The 20766-nt window shown below is 68.3% G+C and carries 19 protein-coding genes; 4 read left to right on the top strand and 15 right to left on the bottom strand.

The annotated features are described in order from the left end of the window. Positions 1 to 55: 55 nt before the first annotated feature. The 4 genes from ACFY0F_RS18510 to ACFY0F_RS18525 all read right to left on the bottom strand — a co-directional run bounded on the left by ACFY0F_RS18510 (position 56) and on the right by ACFY0F_RS18525 (position 4287). Positions 56 to 436 (bottom strand): FKBP-type peptidyl-prolyl cis-trans isomerase, encoded by a 381-nt coding sequence (locus ACFY0F_RS18510; RefSeq protein ID WP_388794777.1) that lies wholly within the window; start codon positions 434 to 436, stop codon positions 56 to 58. A 93-nt stretch (positions 437 to 529) separates the two neighbouring features. After that, positions 530 to 1534: an FKBP-type peptidyl-prolyl cis-trans isomerase gene (locus ACFY0F_RS18515; RefSeq protein WP_388794780.1), complete on the bottom strand. Its 1005-nt coding sequence runs from the start codon at positions 1532 to 1534 to the stop codon at positions 530 to 532. 122 nt (positions 1535 to 1656) lie between these two features. Next, complete coding sequence (gene pafA, locus ACFY0F_RS18520) at positions 1657 to 3018, bottom strand: Pup--protein ligase (protein ID WP_225076134.1); 1362 nt, start codon at positions 3016 to 3018, stop codon at positions 1657 to 1659. 9 nt (positions 3019 to 3027) lie between these two features. Then, entirely contained in the window at positions 3028 to 4287 is a 1260-nt protein-coding gene (locus ACFY0F_RS18525; protein ID WP_388794783.1) for an MFS transporter, read from the bottom strand. Between the two features lie 112 nt (positions 4288 to 4399). Between ACFY0F_RS18525 and ACFY0F_RS18530 the strand changes: the two genes are divergently transcribed. Then, positions 4400 to 5416: a LacI family DNA-binding transcriptional regulator gene (locus ACFY0F_RS18530; protein ID WP_388794786.1), complete on the top strand. Its 1017-nt coding sequence runs from the start codon at positions 4400 to 4402 to the stop codon at positions 5414 to 5416. Between the two features lie 70 nt (positions 5417 to 5486). Here ACFY0F_RS18530 and prcA read toward each other — a convergent pair whose 3' ends face one another. The 6 genes from prcA to arc all read right to left on the bottom strand — a co-directional run bounded on the left by prcA (position 5487) and on the right by arc (position 11670). Then, entirely contained in the window at positions 5487 to 6233 is a 747-nt protein-coding gene (gene prcA / locus ACFY0F_RS18535) for a proteasome subunit alpha (protein ID WP_388794789.1), read from the bottom strand. Between the two features lie 63 nt (positions 6234 to 6296). After that, on the bottom strand, positions 6297 to 7142 hold the full coding sequence (prcB, locus tag ACFY0F_RS18540; RefSeq protein WP_388794792.1) for a proteasome subunit beta: 846 nt from the start codon (positions 7140 to 7142) through the stop codon (positions 6297 to 6299). After that, positions 7094 to 7699, bottom strand: coding sequence for an endonuclease VII domain-containing protein (locus ACFY0F_RS18545; protein ID WP_388794795.1), 606 nt, complete (start codon positions 7697 to 7699; stop codon positions 7094 to 7096). The genes prcB and ACFY0F_RS18545 overlap by 49 nt, the downstream gene beginning before the upstream one ends. A 49-nt stretch (positions 7700 to 7748) precedes the next feature. Further along, positions 7749 to 7967 (bottom strand): ubiquitin-like protein Pup, encoded by a 219-nt coding sequence (locus ACFY0F_RS18550; protein WP_380884004.1) that lies wholly within the window; start codon positions 7965 to 7967, stop codon positions 7749 to 7751. A gap of 190 nt (positions 7968 to 8157) precedes the next feature. Then, positions 8158 to 9669, bottom strand: coding sequence for a depupylase/deamidase Dop (dop, locus tag ACFY0F_RS18555; protein ID WP_388794798.1), 1512 nt, complete (start codon positions 9667 to 9669; stop codon positions 8158 to 8160). Positions 9670 to 9903: 234 nt separating this feature from the next. Then, positions 9904 to 11670, bottom strand: coding sequence for a proteasome ATPase (gene arc / locus ACFY0F_RS18560; RefSeq protein ID WP_388794801.1), 1767 nt, complete (start codon positions 11668 to 11670; stop codon positions 9904 to 9906). 243 nt (positions 11671 to 11913) lie between these two features. On the opposite strand from arc, the gene ACFY0F_RS18565 reads away from it, so the two are divergent. After that, a complete protein-coding gene (locus ACFY0F_RS18565; RefSeq protein WP_388794804.1) occupies positions 11914 to 12219 on the top strand; it encodes a ferredoxin in 306 nt (101 codons plus the stop codon). Between the two features lie 65 nt (positions 12220 to 12284). Here the strand turns inward: ACFY0F_RS18565 and ACFY0F_RS18570 are convergent, their stop codons facing one another. The 3 genes from ACFY0F_RS18570 to ACFY0F_RS18580 all read right to left on the bottom strand — a co-directional run bounded on the left by ACFY0F_RS18570 (position 12285) and on the right by ACFY0F_RS18580 (position 15566). Continuing rightward, positions 12285 to 12872 carry a hypothetical protein gene (locus ACFY0F_RS18570; protein WP_388794807.1) on the bottom strand — a complete coding sequence of 196 codons (588 nt, stop codon included), beginning with the start codon at positions 12870 to 12872 and terminating at the stop codon, positions 12285 to 12287. Between the two features lie 247 nt (positions 12873 to 13119). Then, positions 13120 to 14022: a tRNA (adenine-N1)-methyltransferase gene (locus ACFY0F_RS18575; protein ID WP_388794810.1), complete on the bottom strand. Its 903-nt coding sequence runs from the start codon at positions 14020 to 14022 to the stop codon at positions 13120 to 13122. A 50-nt stretch (positions 14023 to 14072) separates the two neighbouring features. After that, on the bottom strand, positions 14073 to 15566 hold the full coding sequence (locus ACFY0F_RS18580; RefSeq protein ID WP_388794813.1) for a site-2 protease family protein: 1494 nt from the start codon (positions 15564 to 15566) through the stop codon (positions 14073 to 14075). Between the two features lie 185 nt (positions 15567 to 15751). Between ACFY0F_RS18580 and ACFY0F_RS18585 the strand changes: the two genes are divergently transcribed. Together ACFY0F_RS18585 and ACFY0F_RS18590 are read left to right on the top strand one after the other, a co-directional pair. After that, entirely contained in the window at positions 15752 to 16732 is a 981-nt protein-coding gene (locus ACFY0F_RS18585) for a RecB family exonuclease (RefSeq protein ID WP_388794816.1), read from the top strand. Between the two features lie 15 nt (positions 16733 to 16747). Next, positions 16748 to 17419, top strand: coding sequence for a response regulator (locus tag ACFY0F_RS18590; RefSeq protein WP_388794819.1), 672 nt, complete (start codon positions 16748 to 16750; stop codon positions 17417 to 17419). Between the two features lie 72 nt (positions 17420 to 17491). Here the strand turns inward: ACFY0F_RS18590 and ACFY0F_RS18595 are convergent, their stop codons facing one another. Further along, positions 17492 to 19075: an ABC transporter substrate-binding protein gene (locus tag ACFY0F_RS18595; RefSeq protein WP_388794822.1), complete on the bottom strand. Its 1584-nt coding sequence runs from the start codon at positions 19073 to 19075 to the stop codon at positions 17492 to 17494. A 68-nt stretch (positions 19076 to 19143) separates the two neighbouring features. Beyond that, on the bottom strand, positions 19144 to 20748 hold the full coding sequence (locus ACFY0F_RS18600) for an ABC transporter substrate-binding protein (protein ID WP_388794825.1): 1605 nt from the start codon (positions 20746 to 20748) through the stop codon (positions 19144 to 19146). Between the last annotated feature and the right edge of the window lie 18 nt (positions 20749 to 20766).

Genomic DNA, 20766 nt, shown 5'->3' on the forward strand with positions numbered 1-20766 from the left:
GGCAAAAGCCGAAGGCCCATGCGGACAGCACGGGCCCTCGTCCGACCAGGAACGGTCAGCGCTTGGCAACGCCCACCAGGTCGCAGACGAAGATCAGCGTCTCGCCCGGCGCGATCCGCCCACCGGCGCCGCGGTCGCCGTACGCGAGGTGCGCGGGGATGACGAGCTGGCGGCGACCGCCGACCTTCATGCCCTGCACCCCCTTGTCCCAGCCCTGGATGACCTGGCCGACACCGAGCTGGAAGTCCAGCGGGGCGCCCCGGTTCCAGGAGGCGTCGAACTCCTCACCGGTGGAGAACGCCACGCCCACGTAGTGGACCTTCACGAAGTCGCCGGCCGCGGCGACCTCGCCGTCCCCCTCCCAGATGTCCTTGATCTCGAGGTCGGCCGGGGGCTCGCCACCCGGGAAGTCGATCTCGGGCTTCTCGATGCTCACGTCTAAAGCTCCTGCTCGTGTACGACTCGGAACGCGGACAGTCTTTCATCTCCCGACCACTGGCGCCCGCCGCGGGCGGCCCGCACCGACCGCCTACATCGCCGCCAGGATGTCCACGGAGAACACCAGCGTCGAGCCCTTCTTCACGGGGCCCCCGCTCGGCGGGTTGTCGCCGTACGCCAGGTCCGGCGGCACCACGACCAGCACCCGGCTGCCCACCTTCTTGCCCGTGACACCCTCGGCCAGCCCCTTGACGACCTGCTGCATCTGCTCCAGGGAGATCTGACTCAGCCGCCCCGAGCCGTACGTCGCCTCGAACGTCTTCCCGCTGTCCCAGACCAGACCCTGGAACTGGCACAGGATCGCCTGGTTCGCCTTGACCTCGGGCCCGTCGCCCTCCAGGACGTAGGCGGACACGAGCTTCTTCGGCGGATCCGCCTTCGGAATCTTGATCGAGGGAGCCTTGCCGTCGGTGTTGGTGCCGACCTTCGGCACGGTGGCGTCGCTCTGCACGACCACCTTGCCCTTGCTGGAGCTCTTGGAGTTGAACGAGTCGATCAGATCGACCACGAACACCAGCGTGTCGGTGCCCTTGATGCCCCCCTGCGGGTTGCCCGACGTGCCGTAGCCCAGGGCCGGCGGGACGGCCATCTCGACCCTGCTGCCGGTCTTCCGGCCCGCCAGCCCGTACCGCCAGCCGTCGATGAGACTGCCCTGGGCGAGCTGCATGACCAGGGGCGTCTTACGGTCGTAGGAGTTGTCGAAGACCTTCCCCGTGGCCCAGATCTGCCCCAGGTAGTTCGCCTGGATGAAGTCGTTCTCCGCGACCGTGCGACCACTGCCCGCGATCACCGTCCTGACCGCCAGGTTCTTCGACGGATCACCCGACCCCTTGGCGACCGTCGGCTTCTCACCGAACTTCGTACCCGCCGTGATCGCGGGCAGCGGCCCGTCCACGATCTTCGGCGGCGGCACCGACGAGGCGGACGCCGACGGCGACGCACCGGCCTTGCCCGAGCCCGACGTGTCGTCGTTGCAACCGGCGAGCGTGACCAGACCTGCGGGTACCGCGGCGAAGAGGAGAGAGCGTCGGCGCACGTGAGGAGCCTCGTAATCGGTCGATCTTGCGGATGGCGTGCGCGCCACTCTACGACGTGAGCAGGGCGCCGTACGGAATACGTACGGCGCCCGTGTCACGTTCGACATTCCACAGCCGAAACTCACATACCGGCGATCAGCTTCTCCACCCGGTCGTCCACCGAACGGAACGGGTCCTTGCACAACACCGTGCGCTGCGCCTGGTCATTGAGCTTCAGATGCACCCAGTCCACCGTGAAGTCCCGGCGCTGCTCCTGCGCCCGGCGGATGAAGTCACCACGCAGCCGCGCCCGAGTGGTCTGCGGAGGAACCGACTTGCCCTCGAAGATCTTCAAGTCGTTGCAGATCCGGGTGGCTTGGCCCTTCTTCTCCAGCAGGTAGTACAGACCACGACGACGGTGGATGTCGTGGTAGGCGAGGTCTATCTGGGCGACCCGCGGATGCGACATCGTCATGTTGTGCTTGGCCCGGTACCGCTCGATGAGCTTGTACTTCATCACCCAGTCGATCTCGGTGCCGATACGGTCGAGATCCTCCGTCTCGATCGCGTCCAGCGTACGGCCCCACAGCTCCAGCACCTGCTCGACCGTGCCCGTACGGATACCGCGGCGCTCGCAGAAGTCCACCGCCTTCTCGTAGTACTCCCGCTGCACCTCCAGCGCCGAGGCCTCCCGCCCACTGGCCAGACGCACCTTGCGCCGGCCGGTGATGTCATGGCTGACCTCGCGGATCGCCCGGATCGGGTTCTCCAGGGTGAGATCCCGCATCACCGTGCCCGCCTCGATCATGCGCAGCACCAGGTCGGTCGCACCGACCTTCAGCAGCATCGTCGTCTCCGACATGTTCGAGTCGCCCACGATGACATGCAGACGGCGGTACCGCTCGGCATCCGCGTGCGGTTCGTCACGCGTGTTGATGATGGGCCTCGAACGGGTCGTCGCCGAGGAGACGCCCTCCCAGATGTGCTCGGCCCGCTGGCTCACGCAGTACACCGCACCGCGCGGCGTCTGCAGCACCTTGCCCGCCCCGCACAGCAACTGGCGCGTGACCAGGAACGGGATGAGAATGTCCGCGAGACGGGAGAACTCACCGTGCCGCGCGACGAGATAGTTCTCGTGGCAACCGTAGGAGTTGCCCGCCGAGTCGGTGTTGTTCTTGAAGAGGTAGACGTCGCCCGCGATTCCTTCCTCATGCAGGCGTCGTTCGGCGTCTACCAGGAGTCCTTCCAGAATGCGCTCGCCGGCCTTGTCGTGGGTGACCAGTTCGATCACATTGTCACATTCGGGTGTCGCGTATTCCGGATGTGAGCCCACGTCGAGATAGAGCCGGGCGCCGTTTCGCAGAAAGACATTACTGCTGCGGCCCCATGACACGACACGGCGGAAGAGGTACCGCGCCACCTCGTCAGGCGACAGACGGCGCTGTCCCCTGAACGTGCACGTGACACCGTACTCGTTCTCCAGCCCGAAAATGCGGCGGTCCATGACTGAACATTACGCCCGATCCCCCGAGCTGAAACGGGGTTCGGCAGCACGATCTGGATCATTTTCCGATGAAGCCGCAACCATCCCACCCCCAGCGGGAGCTGCAAGGACCCCTCCGGTCCCCAGCAGGACCAGCAACGACACCGCCCCCGCCGCCCCCGGCACGGCGAAACCCCACACCGCGCCACCCGCCTCGACCACCGGACCCGCCAGGCCCGTTCCCACCGACGCACCCACCGTGAACGTCGTCACCAGCCACGAGAACGCCTCCGTGACCGTCCCACCCGGCGCATGCCGGTCCACGATGACGAACGCACACGCGATGCACGGCGCCAGAAACACCCCCGACACCGCCGTCAACAGCACCATCGCCACCGCACCCGGCATCAGCGTCAACGGCAGGTAACACACCGCCAGAAGCCCCACCAGCACCCTCAGTCGCCGCTCCGGCACACCACCCCACTGCCGCGCCCCGTACACCAGACCCCCCACCAGCGCACCCAGCCCCAGCGCCGCCATCAGCCAGCCGTACACCGCGTCCCCGCCGTGCCCGTCGGCGTACGGCACCGAGGCCACCGTGATGGAACCGAGCGCGATCCCCACGAACAGGAAGGCCCCCAGCAGCACCAGCAGACCGGGCGAACGCAGAGCCCCCAGCCAGTGCGCCTCACGGGGCGCCGAACGCCACGCGCGCGAGGGCGGCGAGACCACCACCGAGAGCGCACCCAGCACCCCCACCGCGTTCAGCACGAGCAGCGCGGCCCGCTCCGACCACAGCGACACGCACAGCGTCACCAGCAGCGGGCCGACCGTGAACATCACCTCCTGCGCCACGGCGTCCATCGCGTACGCCGTGTGCACCTGGTCCTCACGCCGCAGCACGGACGGCCACAGCGCACGCAGACCGCCCTCCAGCGGCGGGGTGAACAACCCGGCCGCCGCGACGGCCGCACAGGCGAGCGGCAACGGATCGATACCCGTGAACGCGAACACCACCATCGCCAGGGCGGAGGCGACAGCCGCGGGCAGCTGCACGCGCGGCTGCCCGTACAGGTCCACCAGCCGCCCCAGCACCGGCTGCCCCACGGCGGTCGCGACACCGTAGACCGCCGCCAGCGCCCCGGCGAGGCTGTACGTGCCCCCCTCGGCACGGACGAAGAGCACCAGCGCGATGGCGGCCGTGGCGTTCGGCAGACGGCCCACCAGAGTGCCGGTCAGCAGCCGGACCGCATGCCTCGCCCTGAGGATCTCCAGGTATCCCGCGGCCACCGCTGCCTCCCAAGTTTTACGTATAACGCCGACCTGCCATACGTACCATGTGCGCTGTGACGCGTCCAGGCGGAAACAGGCGCGCACCCGGGCGACAAAGGAGCAACCCACGGTGGCAGGCAGCAGCACGCGCCCGACGAGCAGGGACGTCGCCCAAGCCGCCGGAGTCTCCCAAGCGGCCGTCTCACTCGTCCTCGGCGACAAATGGCGCGGCCGCGTCTCCGCCGCCACCGCCGAACGCGTACGACAAGCCGCACGCGACCTCGGCTACCGCCCCAACCTCGCCGCCCGCAACCTCCGCCTCGGCCACACCCGCACCGTCCTCCTCGTCGTCCCCGCCCTCACCACCGAATTCTTCGCCGGCGTCTACACCGGCGCCGCCCGCATCGCCGCCCAGCACGGCTTCGGCGTCGTCCTCTACCCCTCCCCCGAAGGCATCGGCCCCGCCCGCGACCCCTTCGCCTCCGCCCAGGCCGCCCTCGACGGCATCATCGCCTCCTCCATGGCCGCCGACGCACTCACCGCCCTCCGCGGCGACCAACTCCCCCTCGTCATGCTCGACAGCGACCCCCAAGGCAGCCCCGGCTCCGCCACCGTCAACCTCGACATCGCCGACGGCGTACGCCAAGTGGCCGAACACCTGCTCGGCCTGGGCCACCGGCACTTCCTCCACCTCGCCGCCGACGTCGCCTCCTGGACCTTCGAGATACGCGCACATGAACTGACGGCACGCCTCGGCACCGTCCCGGGCACCTCGATCCGCACCGTCCACGCCCCCATCTCCATCGAAGGCGCCCTCACCGCCACCGAAGCCGCACTGGCCGGCCCGGGCCCCCACCCCACCGCCCTCGTCTGCGACGACGACAAACTCGCCGCCGGCGCCTACAAGGCCCTGCGCCGCCTCGGCCTGCGCGTACCGGACGACATCTCCGTCACCGGCCTCGACGACCTCGCCCTCGCCACCGCCCTCGACCCCGAACTCACCACCGTCCGCCTCGACGCCGAACAGTTCGGCGAACGCGGGATGCAAGCCCTCCTCGCCGTACTGGAGGGCCGCGAACCCGACCACGGCGACATCCCCGTCCACCTGGTCGTAAGAGGCTCCACGGCCCCGCCCAGCACCCCCTGACACGCCTGTGCCCCGGCCGTCGCACGGCCGGGGCACACCAGGAACGCAAGGACGTCAGGAACGAGGCGGACTACTTCTCGTCGGGCTCCTCCGCGCTCTCCGCCTCCGTGCTCGCCCCGTTCGCCTCCAGCAGACGCGCCAGCTGACGACCCACGATGCGCTTGAACTTACGCTGCTGCGGACGCGTACGGTCCAGCACCGCCACCTCCAGCCGCTCCGCGGGAATCTCCCGCTCACTGCCGTTGGTGTCACGGGACAGGGCCTGCACCGCCAGCTTCAACGCCTCCGCCAGCGACATCCCGTCCCGGTGACGCTGGTCCAGGAAACTGCTGATCTGCTCGGCGTTGCCGCCCACCGCCACCGAACCGTGCTCGTCCACGATCGAACCGTCGTGCGGCAGCCGGTAGATCTGGTCACCCTCCGGGGTCTCCCCCACCTCGGCGACCACCAGCTCCACCTCGTACGGCTTCTCCGCCGCACTCGAGAAGATCGTGCCCAGGGTCTGCGCGTAGACGTTCGCGAGACCACGGGCGGTCACATCGTCCCGGTCATAGGTGTAACCCCGCAGATCGGCATACCGCACCCCGCCGATCCGCAGGTTCTCGTACTCGTTGTACTTACCGGCGGCCGCGAAACCGATCCGGTCGTAGATCTCACTGAACTTGTGCAGCGCACGGGACGGATTCTCACCGACGAACACGATGCCGTCGGCGTACTGAAGCACCACAAGGCTGCGACCACGGGCGATGCCCTTCCGGGCGTACTCCGCCCGGTCGGCCATCGCCTGCTGAGGCGATACATAGAACGGCGTCGACACCGGTTATCCGTCCCTTTCTGTGGAAGTCACTGCGATCACCTTCACCAAGAACCCGGCCCGCCCTCAGAGCAGGGCGGCCTTCGGCCCGTCCGGCTCCTCCAGACGACGCTGGAGCACCGAACGAGCGATCTCGGAGGACTCCTCGTCGGTCAGCCGACGGAAACCGTCCTCGGTGATCACGGTGACGATGGGGTAGATCCGGCGGGCGACATCGGGACCACCGGTCGCCGAGTCGTCGTCGGCCGCGTCGTACAGAGCCTGCACCACCAACGTCGTGGCCTGCTCCTCGGACAGATCGTCGCGGAACAGCTTCTTCATCGCACCGCGCGCGAAGATCGAGCCGGAACCGGTGGCGGCGAAGTTGTGCTCCTCGGAACGCCCGCCCGTGACGTCGTAGGAGAAGATGCGGCCCTTCTCGCGATCCACGTCGTAGCCCGCGAAGAGCGGCACCACGGCCAGGCCCTGCATGGCCATGCCCAGGTTGGAGCGGATCATGGTCGACAGGCGGTTCGCCTTGCCCTCCAGGGACAGCTGCGCGCCCTCGACCTTCTCGAAGTGCTCCAGCTCGAGCTGGAACAGCTTGACCATCTCCACGGCGAGACCGGCCGTGCCGGCGATGCCGACCGCGGAGTACTCGTCCGCCGGGAACACCTTCTCGATGTCCCGCTGGGCGATGACATTGCCCATCGTGGCCCGGCGGTCACCGGCGAGGACCACGCCGCCGGGGAAGGTCACGGCGACGATGGTCGTCCCGTGCGGGGCCTCGATGACACCTTGGGTCGGGGGCAGCTGCCGGTTGCCCGGGAGCATCTCCGGCTGGTGCTCGGAGAGGAAGTCCATGAAGGAGGAGGACCCTGGCGTCAGGAAGGCAGCTGGTAGACGCCCGGTGCTACGAGTGTTGGCTTCCACGCGTTTCCTTCCAGGTAATCGGCAGCTCGGTACATGGCGTCGGGGTCATCCCTCAACAGCCCGAGGCCGGAGTTGCAGTTGAAGCACAGTACGCCACGGACCCTACCCGTGTTGTGGCAGTGATCCACATGCGTTGCAGGGGCAGACAGGCAGATACAACAGACTCCGCCTTGAGCGGCGATCAACTCGTCACGCTGAGCTTCGGTGAGACCGTACGTGCGCTTCAGATGATCCTGCCGCAGTAGCACCGCACGGCACGCCTTGCAACGGGACGCCAGGCCGTCCGGTGCACTGCGCTTGCGATGCCATTCCCTGTGCGGCTTGACCTCGCCGCATGCCCGGCAGAGCTTGTGCCCCTCCGGAACGTCCACCTTCTCGCGGACTGTCTTCCCCTCGGCCTCCCGTCGGCGCCGGTAGCGCGCAGCGCTGTACTGCGCCACGCACTCCCGGCACCACACCTGGAGGCCGTCGGGCCGATCCTTGTTCCTCGCGAATGCAGCGAGAGGCAAGTCCCGCTCGCAACTCCTGCACTGCCTGGCGTTCGGTTCCTCAGCCACCGAGATCCCCCGCAACCTTCATTTCGAAGGCAAAGCAGACCGCGAGCCTTTACTCGCCACCTTTCTGCACGAAGCTGCGAACGAAATCCTCGGCATTTTCCTCGAGTACGTCATCGATCTCGTCCAGCACCGAGTCCACGTCGTCGCTCAGCTTCTCGTGCCGCTCCTTGAGGTCCTCCGAGCCCTGCGCCTCCTGCGCCTGCTCCTCGACCTCTTCCGTGGAGCGCGTCGCCTTCTGCTGGCCGCCGCCGGTGTCCTTGGTTGCCATAACCCTCACCCCGCTCAGTTCGCCCGACATGGTCGACAGGTCGGCATTCCTGCCGATCGGTGATGATCAGACCCTACAAGCCGGGTCCGACATCGGCCCCGCAGTTGGTACAACGTGCGGGGGCCACCTCGATGATTCCCGGGCGCCGGGGGTTTGCACCCCGTGCGCCCGAGGCGGTTCGAATACCCGCTCAGCCGCCGGAGAGGACCCTGACCAGGTCCTCGGCCGTGCGGCAGCGGTCCAGGAGTTCCTTGACGTGATTTCGCGTTCCGCGAAGTGGTTCCAGGGTTGGGACGCGCTGGAGGGAGTCCCGGCCCGGGAGGTCGAAGATCACCGAGTCCCAGGAGGCCGCGGCGACGTCGTCGGCGTACTGCTCCAGGCATCGTCCGCGGAAGTAGGCGCGGGTGTCCTCCGGTGGCTTCGTACGGGCCCGTTCGACCTCGGCCTCGTCCAGGAGGCGCTTCATGCGCCCGCGGGCCGCCAGACGGTTGTACAGGCCCTTCTCGGGGCGTACGTCGGCGTACTGGAGGTCGACGAGGTGGAGCCGGGCGGCGTCCCAGTCGAGGTTGTCGCGGCGGCGGTAGCCCTCCATGAGTTCCCGCTTGGCGACCCAGTCGAGTTCTCCAGCCAGGCTCATGGGGTCGTTCTCGAGCCGACTGAGGGTGTCCTCCCAGCGGGACAGGATGTCCTTGGTCTGTTCGTCGGCGTCGGCGCCGTAGCGTTCCTCGACGTATTTGCGGGAGAGCTCGTAGTACTCCATCTGGAGTTGGACGGCGGTGAGTGTGCGGCCGCTGCGGAGGGTGACGAGGCGCTTGAGCGACGGGTCGTGGGAGACCTGGTGGAGTGTGCGTACGGGCTGGTCCACGGCCAGGTCCACGGCGATGAAGCCGTCCTCGATCATGGACAGGACCAGGGAGGTCGTGCCCAGTTTGAGGTAGGTGGAGATCTCTGAGAGGTTGGCGTCGCCGATGATCACGTGGAGGCGGCGGTATTTCTCCGCGTCCGCGTGGGGTTCGTCCCGGGTGTTGATGATGGGGCGTTTCAGGGTGGTTTCGAGCCCTACCTCAACCTCGAAGTAGTCGGCCCGCTGGCTGAGCTGGAAGCCGTGTTCGTGGCCGTCCTGGCCGATGCCGACGCGGCCGGCGCCGGCGAAGACCTGGCGGGAGACGAAGAAGGGCGTGAGGTGGCGCACGATGTCGGAGAAGGCGGTTTCCCGCTTCATCAGGTAGTTCTCGTGCGTGCCGTAGGAGGCGCCCTTGTTGTCGGTGTTGTTCTTGTAGAGGTGGATGGGCTGGGCTCCGGGGAGCTGGGCGGCGCGTTCGGCGGCTTCGGCCATGATGCGTTCGCCGGCTTTGTCCCAGAGGACGGCGTCGCGGGGGTTGGTGACCTCGGGGGCGCTGTATTCGGGGTGTGCGTGGTCGACGTAGAGGCGTGCGCCGTTGGTGAGGATGACGTTGGCGAGGCCGATGTCCTCGTCGGTGAGCTGGCTGGAGTCGGCGGCCTCGCGGGCGAGGTCGAAGCCTCGTGCGTCGCGCAGCGGGTTCTCCTCCTCGAAGTCCCAGCGGGCCCGGCGGGCCCGGTGCATCGCCGCTGCGTAGGCGTTGACGATCTGGGATGAGGTGAGCATGGCATTGGCGTTGGGGTGGCCGGGAACGGAGATCCCGTACTCCGTCTCGATGCCCATTACTCGCCGTACGGTCATGCGGCCCTCCTTGCCCGGCGGTGCCCTCGGTCGTGGGCGTCGCTCAGATACCGCTGGCGCTCCGGTGCGTGTGCGGTGCCCGTCCCCGCATCGCGCGAAACTCGGCGGTAGGAAAGAGCCTAGAACGCCTTTGCGCTGGTGGGGAGATCATTTGCGTCATTTGCGTGCTCCAGCCGTGCCTGGAAAGCACTCGGCTGCGGGTACCCGTGGTGGGCACCCGCAGCCGCCCTGCTTTTACAGGTACTGACCGGTGTTCGCCACCGTGTCGATGGAGCGTCCGGTGTCCGCGCCCTGCTTTCCGGTGATGAGGGTGCGGATGTAGACGATCCGCTCGCCCTTCTTTCCGGAGATTCGGGCCCAGTCGTCCGGGTTGGTGGTGTTCGGGAGGTCTTCGTTCTCCTTGAACTCGTCCACGCATGCCTGGAGGAGGTGGGAGACGCGGAGTCCCTTCTGGTTGTTGTCGAGAAATTCCTTGATCGCCATTTTCTTGGCGCGTCCGACAATGTTTTCGATCATGGCGCCGGAGTTGAAGTCCTTGAAGTAGAGGACTTCCTTGTCACCGTTGGCGTAGGTGACTTCCAGGAAGCGGTTCTCCTCGGATTCGGCGTACATGTGCTCGACCGCCGTCTGGATCATGCTCTGGACCGTGAGGCCCTTGTCGCCGCCGTGTTCGCCGAGGTCGTCGGCGTGGAGCGGGAGGCGTTCGGTGAGGTACTTCCCGAAGATGTCCTTGGCCGCTTCGGCGTCCGGGCGCTCGATCTTGATCTTCACGTCGAGTCGGCCGGGGCGCAGGATGGCGGGGTCGATCATGTCCTCGCGGTTGGAGGCGCCGATGACGACCACGTTCTGCAGGCCTTCCACGCCGTCGATCTCGGCGAGCAGCTGGGGGACGATGGTGTTCTCCACGTCCGAGCTGACGCCGGAGCCCCGGGTGCGGAAGAGGGATTCCATCTCGTCGAAGAAGACGATCACGGGGGTGCCTTCGCTGGCCTTTTCCCGTGCGCGCTGGAAGACGAGGCGGATCTGCCGTTCGGTTTCGCCGACGTACTTGTTCAGGAGCTCGGGGCCCTTGATGTTGAGGAAGAAGCTCTTGCCTGCGGCTTGGCCGGTGACTTCGGCGACCTTCTTGGCCAGCGAATTGGCGACGGCCTTGGCGATGAGCGTCTTGCCGCATCCGGGGGGTCCGTAGAGGAGGACGCCCTTGGGTGGGCGCAGTTCGTGCTCCTTGAACAGGTCCGGGTAGAGATACGGGAGCTCTACGGCGTCGCGGATGGCTTCGATCTGTCCGCCGAGTCCGCCGATCTGCTCGTAGCCGATGTCGGGGACCTCTTCGAGGACGAGTTCTTCGACCTCGCTCTTCGGAACGATCTCGTACACGTAGCCGGAGCGGGGTTCGAGCAGCAGGGCGTCGCCGGGGCGGATGGTGACGTCCAGCAGCGGCTCGGCGAGCCGTACCACCCGTTCCTCGTCGGTGTGCCCGAGCACCAGGGCGCGCTCGCCGTCCTCGAGGATCTCCTTGAGGGTGACGATGTCCCCGACGCGCTCGAACTCCATGGCTTCGACCACGTTGAGCGCTTCGTTGAGCATGACTTCCTGGCCGCGCCTGAGGTCGTCGACTTCGACGCTCGGGCTGACGTTCACGCGGAGTTTGCGGCCTCCGGTGAAGATGTCGGCGGTGCCGTCCTCGTTGGCCTGCAGGAAGACACCGAAGCCGGCCGGCGGCTGGGCGAGCCGGTCGACTTCTTCCTTGAGGGCCACGATCTGGTCGCGGGCCTCGCGGAGTGTGTTGGCGAGTCGCTCGTTCTGGGCGGACACGCCGGCCAGGTTGGTCTGCAGCTCGACGATCCGCTCTTCGAGAATTCTCGTGTGTCGCGGAGAGTCGGCGAGCTTGCGTCGCAGGACGGCGATCTCCTGCTCAAGATAGGCGATCTGCCCGGCCGGGTCGTCGGACCCCCGTCCCGGGCGGATGCCGCGGTTCATGTCGTCGTCGTGGGCTGCCACGGTCCTCACCTCCTCCAAGGGGAGCTGGACGCTTCCAGACCCTACCTGGGTGGGTGCCGATTGAAACCCCTAGATCACAAAGACTGTCGAGGAGTGTCCGATCTTCACCCTTGCGCTCTCCCTCGCATCAGGGGGATACCCACCGAACGTGTCGGGGAAGCGGACGGAGGTAGGGTCGGGGCGTTCAACACCCGTCAGAGCTGGCCGGATTCCCGCCGGCTTCGCGTTCAAACGGCAGGAGGGATGACCGTGCAGCAGGAGGCCCGAAGCGGCAGTGAGGCGCTGGAGGTCTGGATCGACCAGGATTTGTGTACGGGCGACGGGATCTGTGCCCAGTACGCGCCGGAGGTGTTCGAGCTGGACATCGACGGCCTGGCCTACGTGAAGGGCGCGGACGAGGAGTTGCTGCAGGCCAAGGGGGCTACGGCGCCTGTCCCGTTGCCGCTTGTGACGGATGTGGTGGACTCGGCGCGGGAGTGCCCGGGTGAGTGCATTCATGTGCGTCGCGTTTTGGACAAGGTGGAGATTTACGGTCCGGACGCTGAGTGATACCCCGGGCACGCACTGTGAACATTGTCTGATTTCTCACATGTGCGGGGCGGGGTGGGGTGGTTTCAGACGCTGTGGGCGTCGGCGGGGGTGGAGCGGATGAAGGCGTTGTTCTTCCATTGCCACTTGGCGGGGGTCTTGAGGTCGGGGCAGCAACTGGGTACGTCGGACGAGGAGTAACCGAGCAGGGTTGCGGTGACGGCTTCGGCGCGGACGGTGAAGTCGGTGACGTTGAGCCGGTCCTTGGGGTCGACGAGGGTGGCGACGACGCGTGGTCTGCCGGTGTCGGTGGCGCGGGTGAGGACGTAGACGGCGTCGGGCGGGGTGCCCATGGCGGTGTCGCAGTGGACGACGGCGACCGTTTCGGGTTTGCCGTCGCCGTCGAGGTCTCCGGTCGCTTTTCCGGCGACGACTGCTTTTGCGCGTCCGCAGTGGAGGGGGAAGGCGACGCCGGTGGTGGTGGGTGGTGCGGCGGCGGCCGGGGCGGATTTCACTGTGGCGCCGGTGGCCGGCTGGGCGGCGGTGGCGGCTCCGGGCTGGAGGGCGGAGGAGAGGGCCACTACTGCGGCGACGGCTGTGGCGGTGGCGGTGGCGAGCCAGTGGATGGGGCGGGGCTGGGCGTGAGCGAGTTCCGGGACGGCGGATTGCTGCACTAGGAGCGTCTCCTGGGAGGGCTGTGCCGGTGGGTGGCCAGCATGGTGCCACAGGTCACAGTCGGGGGGAACGGCGGGGTCAGGGTTCCTTGGCCGGGTGGGCGTGGGTCCTGGTGCTCCGTCAACGCACGGGCGCGGTGGCTTGGTTCCGGGTGGTTCGGGGGAACTTCGCGGTGGCGCCCGTGCGTTGGTGCGGTGAGTGCGGCAAGTGCCCCCGCGGGGGCGGCCGTGCGGCGTTGCGGTCGGCTCAGCGGCCGGCGCCTCCGTCGGCGTTGGGGCCGGCGTAGTCCTCGCCGTAGGCGCCCTTGGCGGGGCGGCGGCGGCGCATGGGGGGTTCGACGCCGTCGGCGAGGCGGCGGGCGGTGAGGAGGAAGCCGGTGTGCCCGATCATGCGGTGGTCGGGGCGGACGGCGAGGCCCTCGATGTGCCAGTTGCGGATCATGGTCTCCCAGGCGGTCGGCTCGTTGAAGCAGCCGATCTCGCGGATGGATTCCACGGTCCGGGCGAGCTGGGTGGTGGTGGCGACGTAGCAGCAGAGGATGCCGCCGGGTACGAGTGCCTTGGAGACGGCCTCGAGGCATTCCCAGGGGGCGAGCATGTCGAGGATGACGCGGTCGACGTCGGTGTCGGACAGGTTGTCCTGGAGGTCGCCGACGGTGAGCTGCCAGGCGGGGTGGGGGCCGCCGAAGTAGCGTTCGACGTTCTGCTTGGCGATCTCTGCGAAGTCCTCGCGGCGTTCGTAGCTGTGCAGCATGCCGTGGTCGCCGATGGCGCGCAGCAGGAAGCTGCTGAGCGAGCCGGAGCCGACGCCGGCTTCGACGACGCGGGCGCCGGGGAAGATGTCGGCGAAGGCGAGGATCTGTCCGGCGTCCTTGGGATAGACGACGGCTGCCCCGCGGGGCATGGACAGGACGTAGTCGGGGAGCAGGGGGCGCAGCGCGAGGTAGGCGACGTTTCCGGTGGTGCGGACAACGCTGCCCTCGGGTGCGCCGATCAGTTCGTCGTGCGGGAAGGAGCCCTTGTGGGTGTGGAAGTTCTTCCCGGCCTCGAGTGTGAACGTGTAGTGGCGGCCCTTGGGGTCGGTCAGCTGTACCTGGTCCCCGACCTTGAAGGGCCCGCGCCTGCGGGCGGCACCGGTCGGTTCGGACATGTGACCAGCCTACCGGCGTTTGCGGGGGTCGCCGACCATCCGGGTGGGGGTCAGGGGGACGAGGGGGTGGGGCGGGCCATGGCTTTGACGAAGGCGCGTTCCACGTCGGCGGCGGACAGGACGCCGTAGATCTCGCCGGTGTCCTCGACGACGAGGTATTCGGTGGCGGGGGTGGCGCGCAGGGCGTCGAGGAGGTCTTCGCCGGCGAGTTCCGCGGAGACGCGCATGCCGTCGGTGAGGTCCTGGGCGAGGCCGCTGACGGTGACCCAGGGGCGGCGGTGTTCGGGTACGCCGACGATGGCGGCTTCGCGGACGAGGGAGAGGGGGTTGCCGTCGGCGTCGACGACGACGAGGGCGCGGGCGCCGGCGGCGTTGGCGCGGCGCAGGGCTTCGGAGAGGGGGGTGTGGGTCTCGACGGGGACGGCGCGGCGGGTGAGGGTGCGGGCGCGGAGTTCGGGGAGGTGTTCGCGCAGGCGGGCCATGCGGAGGCTGTTGCCGGCGCCGGTCCAGATGATGGCGGCGAGGATGGCGGCGAGCAGGGCGTCGGTGACGGTGTCCATGCCGACGTTGTCCTCGGCGGTGGTGCCGAGTGCGCCGGACTGGGTGAGGAGGGGGAGGCCGATGAGGACGGTGACGGCGAGGGCGCGGCCGACCCAGGCGGCGGCGATGGTGCCGGTCATGGGTTTGCCGCTGATTTTCCAGACGACGGCGCGGAGCATGCGGCCGCCGTCGAGGGGGAGGCCGGGCAGGAGGTTGAAGGCGGCGACGATGAGGTTGGAGATCATCAGGCCGGCGAGGAGGACGCCGGGGACGGTGCCGGGTGCGACGGGCAGCATGGCGAGGTAGAAGAGGCCGGCGAGGACCAGGGAGAGCAGGGGGCCGACGAACGCGAGGACGAATTCCCGTCCGGGGGTTTCGGCTTCTTTCTCGATCTCGGAGACGCCGCCGAAGAACTGGAGCTGGATGCGGCGGACGGGGAGTTCGAAGCGGAGCGCGGCGACGGTGTGGGCGAGTTCGTGGATGAGGACGGAGGCGTAGAAGGCGACGGCGAAGAAGAGGGCGACGAGGTAGCGGGCGGCGCCGAGTTCGGGCAGGACACGGTCGAGTTGTCCGCCGAACACCCAGGTGATCAGTGCGGCGACCAGGAACCAGCTGGGTGCGACGTACACGGGTACGCCGAAGGGGCGGCCCATGAGCATGCCGCCGCCGGATTCGCGGCGGCGGCGGGGCGGGCGGTTCTTCGCCGGTCCGGGGGCGGCGGGGGCGGTGCCGGTGGGCCGGGGGGCGGGGTGCGGCGGGGCGGCCGGGGTGTCGGGGGTGTCGGCGGGGCTGTCCTCGTCGCTGCCGGGGCGGTTCTCGGGGTGTGTGTCGGCGGGTGCCGGTCCGGGGGTGTCGTGGGGTTCGTCGGCGGGGGGCGGTGGTGTGGGGGTGTCGTGGGGCTCGGGCCCGGAGTGTCCGGTGGCCGGGGCCGTTGGACTCGCGGGGTGCTGGGTCGGCTCGTCGTCGCCGGACCGCGGCTGCCCGCTCGCGCCGCTCACGTCCACGGTGTCCCCTCGTTCGAAGCGTCCTCCGCGCCTGCCGGGTGCCGGGCGGAAGGGTCTCGGGGTCGATGGTATGCGGCCGTCGTCCTCCGTTCCGCCCCGGCACCCCCTGTGTTGGGCCGCCGGTTGTCCACAGGCGTGGCCGGTGGCTGGGTGACTGTCAGTGCCGGGCCGTATGGTCTGTGGTCATGGACAGCAGCATGGAGGGCACGGCAGGGGGCGGCGTGGACGCGGAGGCGGATCCGCTGCCGGGGGGCGCGCCGGAGGAGGCTTCGGCGGGCACGGTGACCGCGGCGGGTACCGGGGATGAGCGGGTGGCCGTGCCGCCGACGTCGCTGTCGCCCTCTCGGGCCGGTGACTTCATGCAGTGCCCGCTGCTGTACCGGTTCCGGGTGATCGACCGGCTGCCGGAGCGGCCCAGCGAGGCGGCGACCAGGGGCACGCTGGTGCACGCGGTGCTGGAGCGGCTCTTCGACGCGCCGGCGGCCGAGCGGACCGCGCCGCGCGCCAGGGCGCTGGTTCCGGGCCAGTGGGACCGGCTGCGGGAGAGCCGGCCCGAGGTGGTGGAGCTGTTCGCGGACGATCCGGAGGGTGAGCGGCTGTCCCGCTGGCTGGGTGAGGCCGAGCGGCTGGTCGAGCGTTGGTTCACGCTGGAGGACCCGACGCGGCTGGAGCCGGCCGAGCGTGAGCTGTTCGTGGAGGCGGAGCTGGAGTCGGGGCTGCGGTTGCGGGGGATCATCGACCGGGTGGACGTGGCGCCGACCGGCGAGGTGCGGATCGTCGACTACAAGACCGGCAAGGCGCCGAGACCGGAGTACGCCGAGGGCGCGCTGTTCCAGATGAAGTTCTACGCGCTGGTCGTGTGGCGGCTGAAGAACGTGGTTCCGCGTCGGCTGCAGCTGGTGTATCTGGGCAGTGGTGACGTGTTGACGTACGACCCGGTCCTGGCCGATCTGGAGCGGGTCGAGCGCAAGCTGCTGGCGTTGTGGGAGGCGATCCGGCGGGCGACGGAGAGCGGGGAGTGGCGGCCGCGTCCTACGAAGCTGTGCGGCTGGTGCGACCACCAGGCGCACTGTCCGGAGTTCGGTGGCACTCCCCCGCCCTATCCGCTGCCGGTGAGGGTGGCCGAGTCCGCTGTCGTGCCGCAGGGCAGAATGGGGCCGGACTAGCCGAAGGAGACTTACGTGGCCATCCGCGTCCTACTGGTCGACGACCAGCCTCTGCTGCGTACCGGGTTCCGGATGATCCTGGAGGCGGAGCAGGACATCGCGGTCGTGGGCGAGGCCGGAGACGGCCTGCAGGCTCTCGACCAGGTGCGTGCCCTGCAGCCGGATGTGGTGCTGATGGACATTCGCATGCCGCGGATGGACGGGGTGGAGGCGACCCGGCAGATCACCGGTCCCGGTCGGGACGGCCCGGCGAAGGTGCTGGTGCTGACCACGTTCGACCTGGACGAGTACGTGGTGGAGGCGCTGCGCGCCGGGGCGAGCGGCTTTCTGCTCAAGGACGCGCCGGCCGATGAGCTGGTGCAGGCCATTCGGGTGGTGGCGGCCGGGGAGGCGATGCTCGCGCCGAGCATCACGCGCCGGCTGCTGGACAAGTACGCCACGCATCTGCCTTCGGGGGACGAGCCGGTGCCGGACACGCTGCACACTCTGACCGACCGGGAGGTGGAGGTGCTGAAGCTGGTGGCGCGGGGGCTGTCGAACGCGGAGATCGCCGCTGATCTGTTCGTGAGCGAGACGACGGTGAAGACGCATGTGGGGCATGTGCTGACGAAGCTGGGGCTGCGGGACCGGGTGCAGGCGGCGGTGTACGCGTACGAGAGCGGGCTGGTGCGGCCCGGGGGGCAGTAGCGCGGCCGTGTGACTGCGAAGGGCGCCCCTTTCCCGGAGGAGAAGGGGCGCCCTTCGGTGTGTGGCGGGCCGTCAGTCGTCCTTGCTGAGTTCCCAGAACCGGAAGACGGTCGAGGCGTCGAGGCAGTATTCCAGGCCGTAGACGCCGTCCCGGACGACCGCGTACTGCTTGGCCTGCCAGATGGGCAGGACGGGCAGTTCGTCGGCGACGATCTTCTGGAGGCGGGCGAAGTCCTTGGTGGTGGCGGAGCGGTCGCTCTGGGCGGCCGTGCTGGGGATGAGGGAGGAGGTGATCGTGCTGTTGTTGTAGTTGTTGCTCAGCACGTTGCCCTTGCCGAAGAAGGGGGACGTGAAGTTGTCGGCGTCGGGGTAGTCGGGCACCCAGCCCTTGACGTACACGCCGTACTTGCCTGCCGCGATGTCCTTCTCGTACTGGGTGTACGCGACGGACTTGACGTCGGCGTCGAACAGGCCGCTGGCGTTGAGCTGGGCGGCGATCGCCTTGAGTTCCTGGTCGGTGGCGGGGCCGTAGCGGGAGGGGGTGGACCAGAGGGTGAGCTTGACCTTGCCGTTGACGCCGTCGCTGTGGAGGGCGGCGGCGGCCTTGGTCCTGGAGGGGCGGGCGCCGTAGGTGTCGAAGAACGCCGTGTTGTGGCCGTTGATGCCGGCCGGGATGATCGAGTACAGCGGGGTCGCGGTGTCCTGGTAGACGTTGCGGATCAGGGCGTCGCGGTCGATCAGGTAGGCGATGGCCTTGCGGACGCCGAGTTTTCCGGCGACGGGGTCGTGCATGTTGAAGACGAGGTGCTGGACTTCGGCGCTGGTGCCGTCGATGACCTCGATGCCGCTTTTCGCGTCCTGCTTCTCGATGCCGGCGACGGCGCCGGCGGTCAGGCCGCGGTAGGCGATGTCGACGTCGCCCTTGACGAGGGCCTTCTCCAGGTCGGCCTGCTTGCCGTGGAAGAACTTGAGGGTCACGCCGGAGTTCTTCACCTTGGCGGTGCCCTTGTAGTGCGGGTTGACGGAGAAGACGGCCTGCTCGTCGTCGAAGGAGTCCAGTTGGTAGGGACCGGAGCCGACGGCCTTGTGGTCCCCCCGCAGTTGGTCGCCGTCGTACTGGCTGTGGTCGACGATGGAGCCGGCGCCGGAGGCGATCTTGCTGGGGAAGGTGGCGTCCGGGGCGTTCAGCCGGAACACCACCGTCTTGGCGTCGGGGGTCTCGACCTTGTCGAGCATCGGGAACATGATCGCGGGACCGGCCGCGTCGTTGATCTTCAGCATGCGGTCGAAGGAGAACTTGACGTCCTCGGAGGTGAGGGCGTCACCGTTGCTGAACTGCAGGCCGTCCTTGAGGGTGCACTTGTACACCTTGGCCTGGGTGTCCGTGAAGGAGCACTCCTTGGCCGCCTCCGGCTCGGGTTCCGTCTCGCCCTTGGGGAAGCTCAGCAGCGACTGGAAGACGTTGTTGAACAGCAGCCAGGAGCCGGGGTCGTAGCCGGAGGCGGGGTCGGTGGCGAGGACGTCGTCGGACATCCCCATCACCACGGAGGAGCCGGTGCCACCGGAATCGCCGGTCCCCGAGCCGCAGCCGGTCAACAGGCCGGAGGCCAGTCCCGCCACGATGGGCAGGACCGGCCAGTGAGTGCGCATGTTCACTGGAGGTGCCTTTGTCGTCGTCGAAACCCGGGGCCGCGGTCACCGGCCCCGGGTGTGAGGAGGGAGCGTCAGCCGCTCACACCGCGGCCGAGCTCCCACAGCTGGAGCGTGGAGGTGGAGTTGAGCGCGTAGGAGGTACCCGTGATGTCGGTGCGTGCGCCGACGTACTGCTTGCCCTGCCACAGCGGCAGGATGGGGACCTCGTCGGCCACGATGTCCTGGATCTTCGTCAGGTTCTTGGCGGCGGTGAGCCGGTCGGCCTCGCGACGGGACGCCGGGATCAGTGAGTTGCGGATCTCGGTGTTGTCGTACGGCGAGCCGAGGAAGTTGTTCTTGTCGAGGAACGGCGCGAGGAAGTTGTCGGCGTCCGGGAAGTCGGGGAACCAGCCCATGCCGTAGACGTCGTACTTCCCCTTCTGCTCGGCCTGGCGGAAGGTGGACCAGGGGGAGCCCTGGATGCTGACGTCGAACAGGCCGCTGGCGTTGAGTTGCTTCTGCAGGATCTGGAACTCCTGCTTGGTCGCGGCACCGTAGTGGTCGGTGGTGTAGTGCATCGTCAGCTTCACCGGGGTGTTGATGCCGGCCCTGGTCAGCAGCGACTTGGCCTTGGTGACGCTCGGCTCGCCGTACGTGTTGAAGAACGAGTTGGAGTGGCCCGTCACGTTGGCCGGGACCAGCGAGTACAGCGGTTCGGCCTGCGAGCCGTACACCTTGGAGACGAGCTCGCCGCGGTTGATGAGCTGGGCCATCGCCTGGCGGACCGCGGTGTTCTTCACGGTGGGCGAGTCGGTGTTGAAGGCCAGGTAGCGGATTTCCAGACCGGGCATGTCGACGAGGTCGACGTTCTCGTCTGAGCCGGCGTCGAGCTTGTTGATCTGGGCGGGCGACATGGTGCGGGTCATGACGTCGATGTCACCCTTGTCGATGGCGGCGCCCATGGCGTCGGCGTCGGCGAAGGAGCGCATCTGCACCTGGTCGTTGCTGACCTTCAGACTGCCCTTGTAATCGGGGTTCTTGGTGAAGGTGGCGGTGGTGATCTCGTCGTTCTTGGTGTCGGCCTGGAAGGTGTAGGGGCCGGAGCCGTCGATCGAGAAGCCGTCGCGCAGCTTGTCCTTCGCGTAGTCCTTGGGGTTCACGATGCCCGCGACCGGGGTGGACAGCTTGTACGGGAAGGTGGCGTCGGCGGTCTTGAGGTGGAAGATCACCTCGCGGTCGCCCTGCGTCTCGATGGTGTCGATGGTCGACAGCAGGGCGAACACACCGCTGTCGGCCTTGATATGCAGGGCGCGCTCGATCGAGTACTTCACGTCCTGGGCGGTGACGGCGTCGCCGTTGGCGAACTTCAGCCCGTCGCGGAGCTTGCAGGCGTAGCGCTCGTTGCCGCTGTCGGTGAACCCGCAGCTCTCGGCGGCCTCGGGTACGGGGTCTCCCTCACCCTTGGGCTGGATCATGAGGGTCTGCACGGTCTGGCGCAGGATGTTCCAGGTGCCGACGTCGTAGGCGTAGGCCGGGTCGAGCGGGGCCGGGGCGTTCTTCGTGGCCGTGAACCGGTCGGTGGTGCCGACGACGATCGCGTCGTCGCTCTTGCTCCCGCTGTTCTCCCCGCCGCACGCGGCGAGAACCGGCGCGAGCAGGCCGGCTACGGCCGGCAGCACCAAAGTCTTGCGGTTCATGCTCGAGTTTCTCCAGAG

It is taken from the genome of Streptomyces sp. NPDC001544, assembly GCF_042894285.1.
Taxonomy (GTDB): domain Bacteria; phylum Actinomycetota; class Actinomycetes; order Streptomycetales; family Streptomycetaceae; genus Streptomyces.

Bases quoted from the DNA above. Each gene is read 5' to 3' on its own strand.
- pafA (WP_225076134.1), bottom strand. From the start codon at position 3,018: ATGGACCGCCGCATTTTCGGGCTGGAGAACGAGTACGGTGTCACGTGC.
- ACFY0F_RS18550 (WP_380884004.1), bottom strand. From the start codon at position 7,967: ATGGCAACCAAGGACACCGGCGGCGGCCAGCAGAAGGCGACGCGCTCC.
- dop (WP_388794798.1), bottom strand. From the start codon at position 9,669: ATGACCGTACGGCGAGTAATGGGCATCGAGACGGAGTACGGGATCTCC.
- ACFY0F_RS18565 (WP_388794804.1), top strand. From the start codon at position 11,914: ATGACCGTGCAGCAGGAGGCCCGAAGCGGCAGTGAGGCGCTGGAGGTC.
- ACFY0F_RS18575 (WP_388794810.1), bottom strand. From the start codon at position 14,022: ATGTCCGAACCGACCGGTGCCGCCCGCAGGCGCGGGCCCTTCAAGGTC.
- ACFY0F_RS18585 (WP_388794816.1), top strand. From the start codon at position 15,752: ATGGACAGCAGCATGGAGGGCACGGCAGGGGGCGGCGTGGACGCGGAG.
- ACFY0F_RS18600 (WP_388794825.1), bottom strand. From the start codon at position 20,748: ATGAACCGCAAGACTTTGGTGCTGCCGGCCGTAGCCGGCCTGCTCGCG.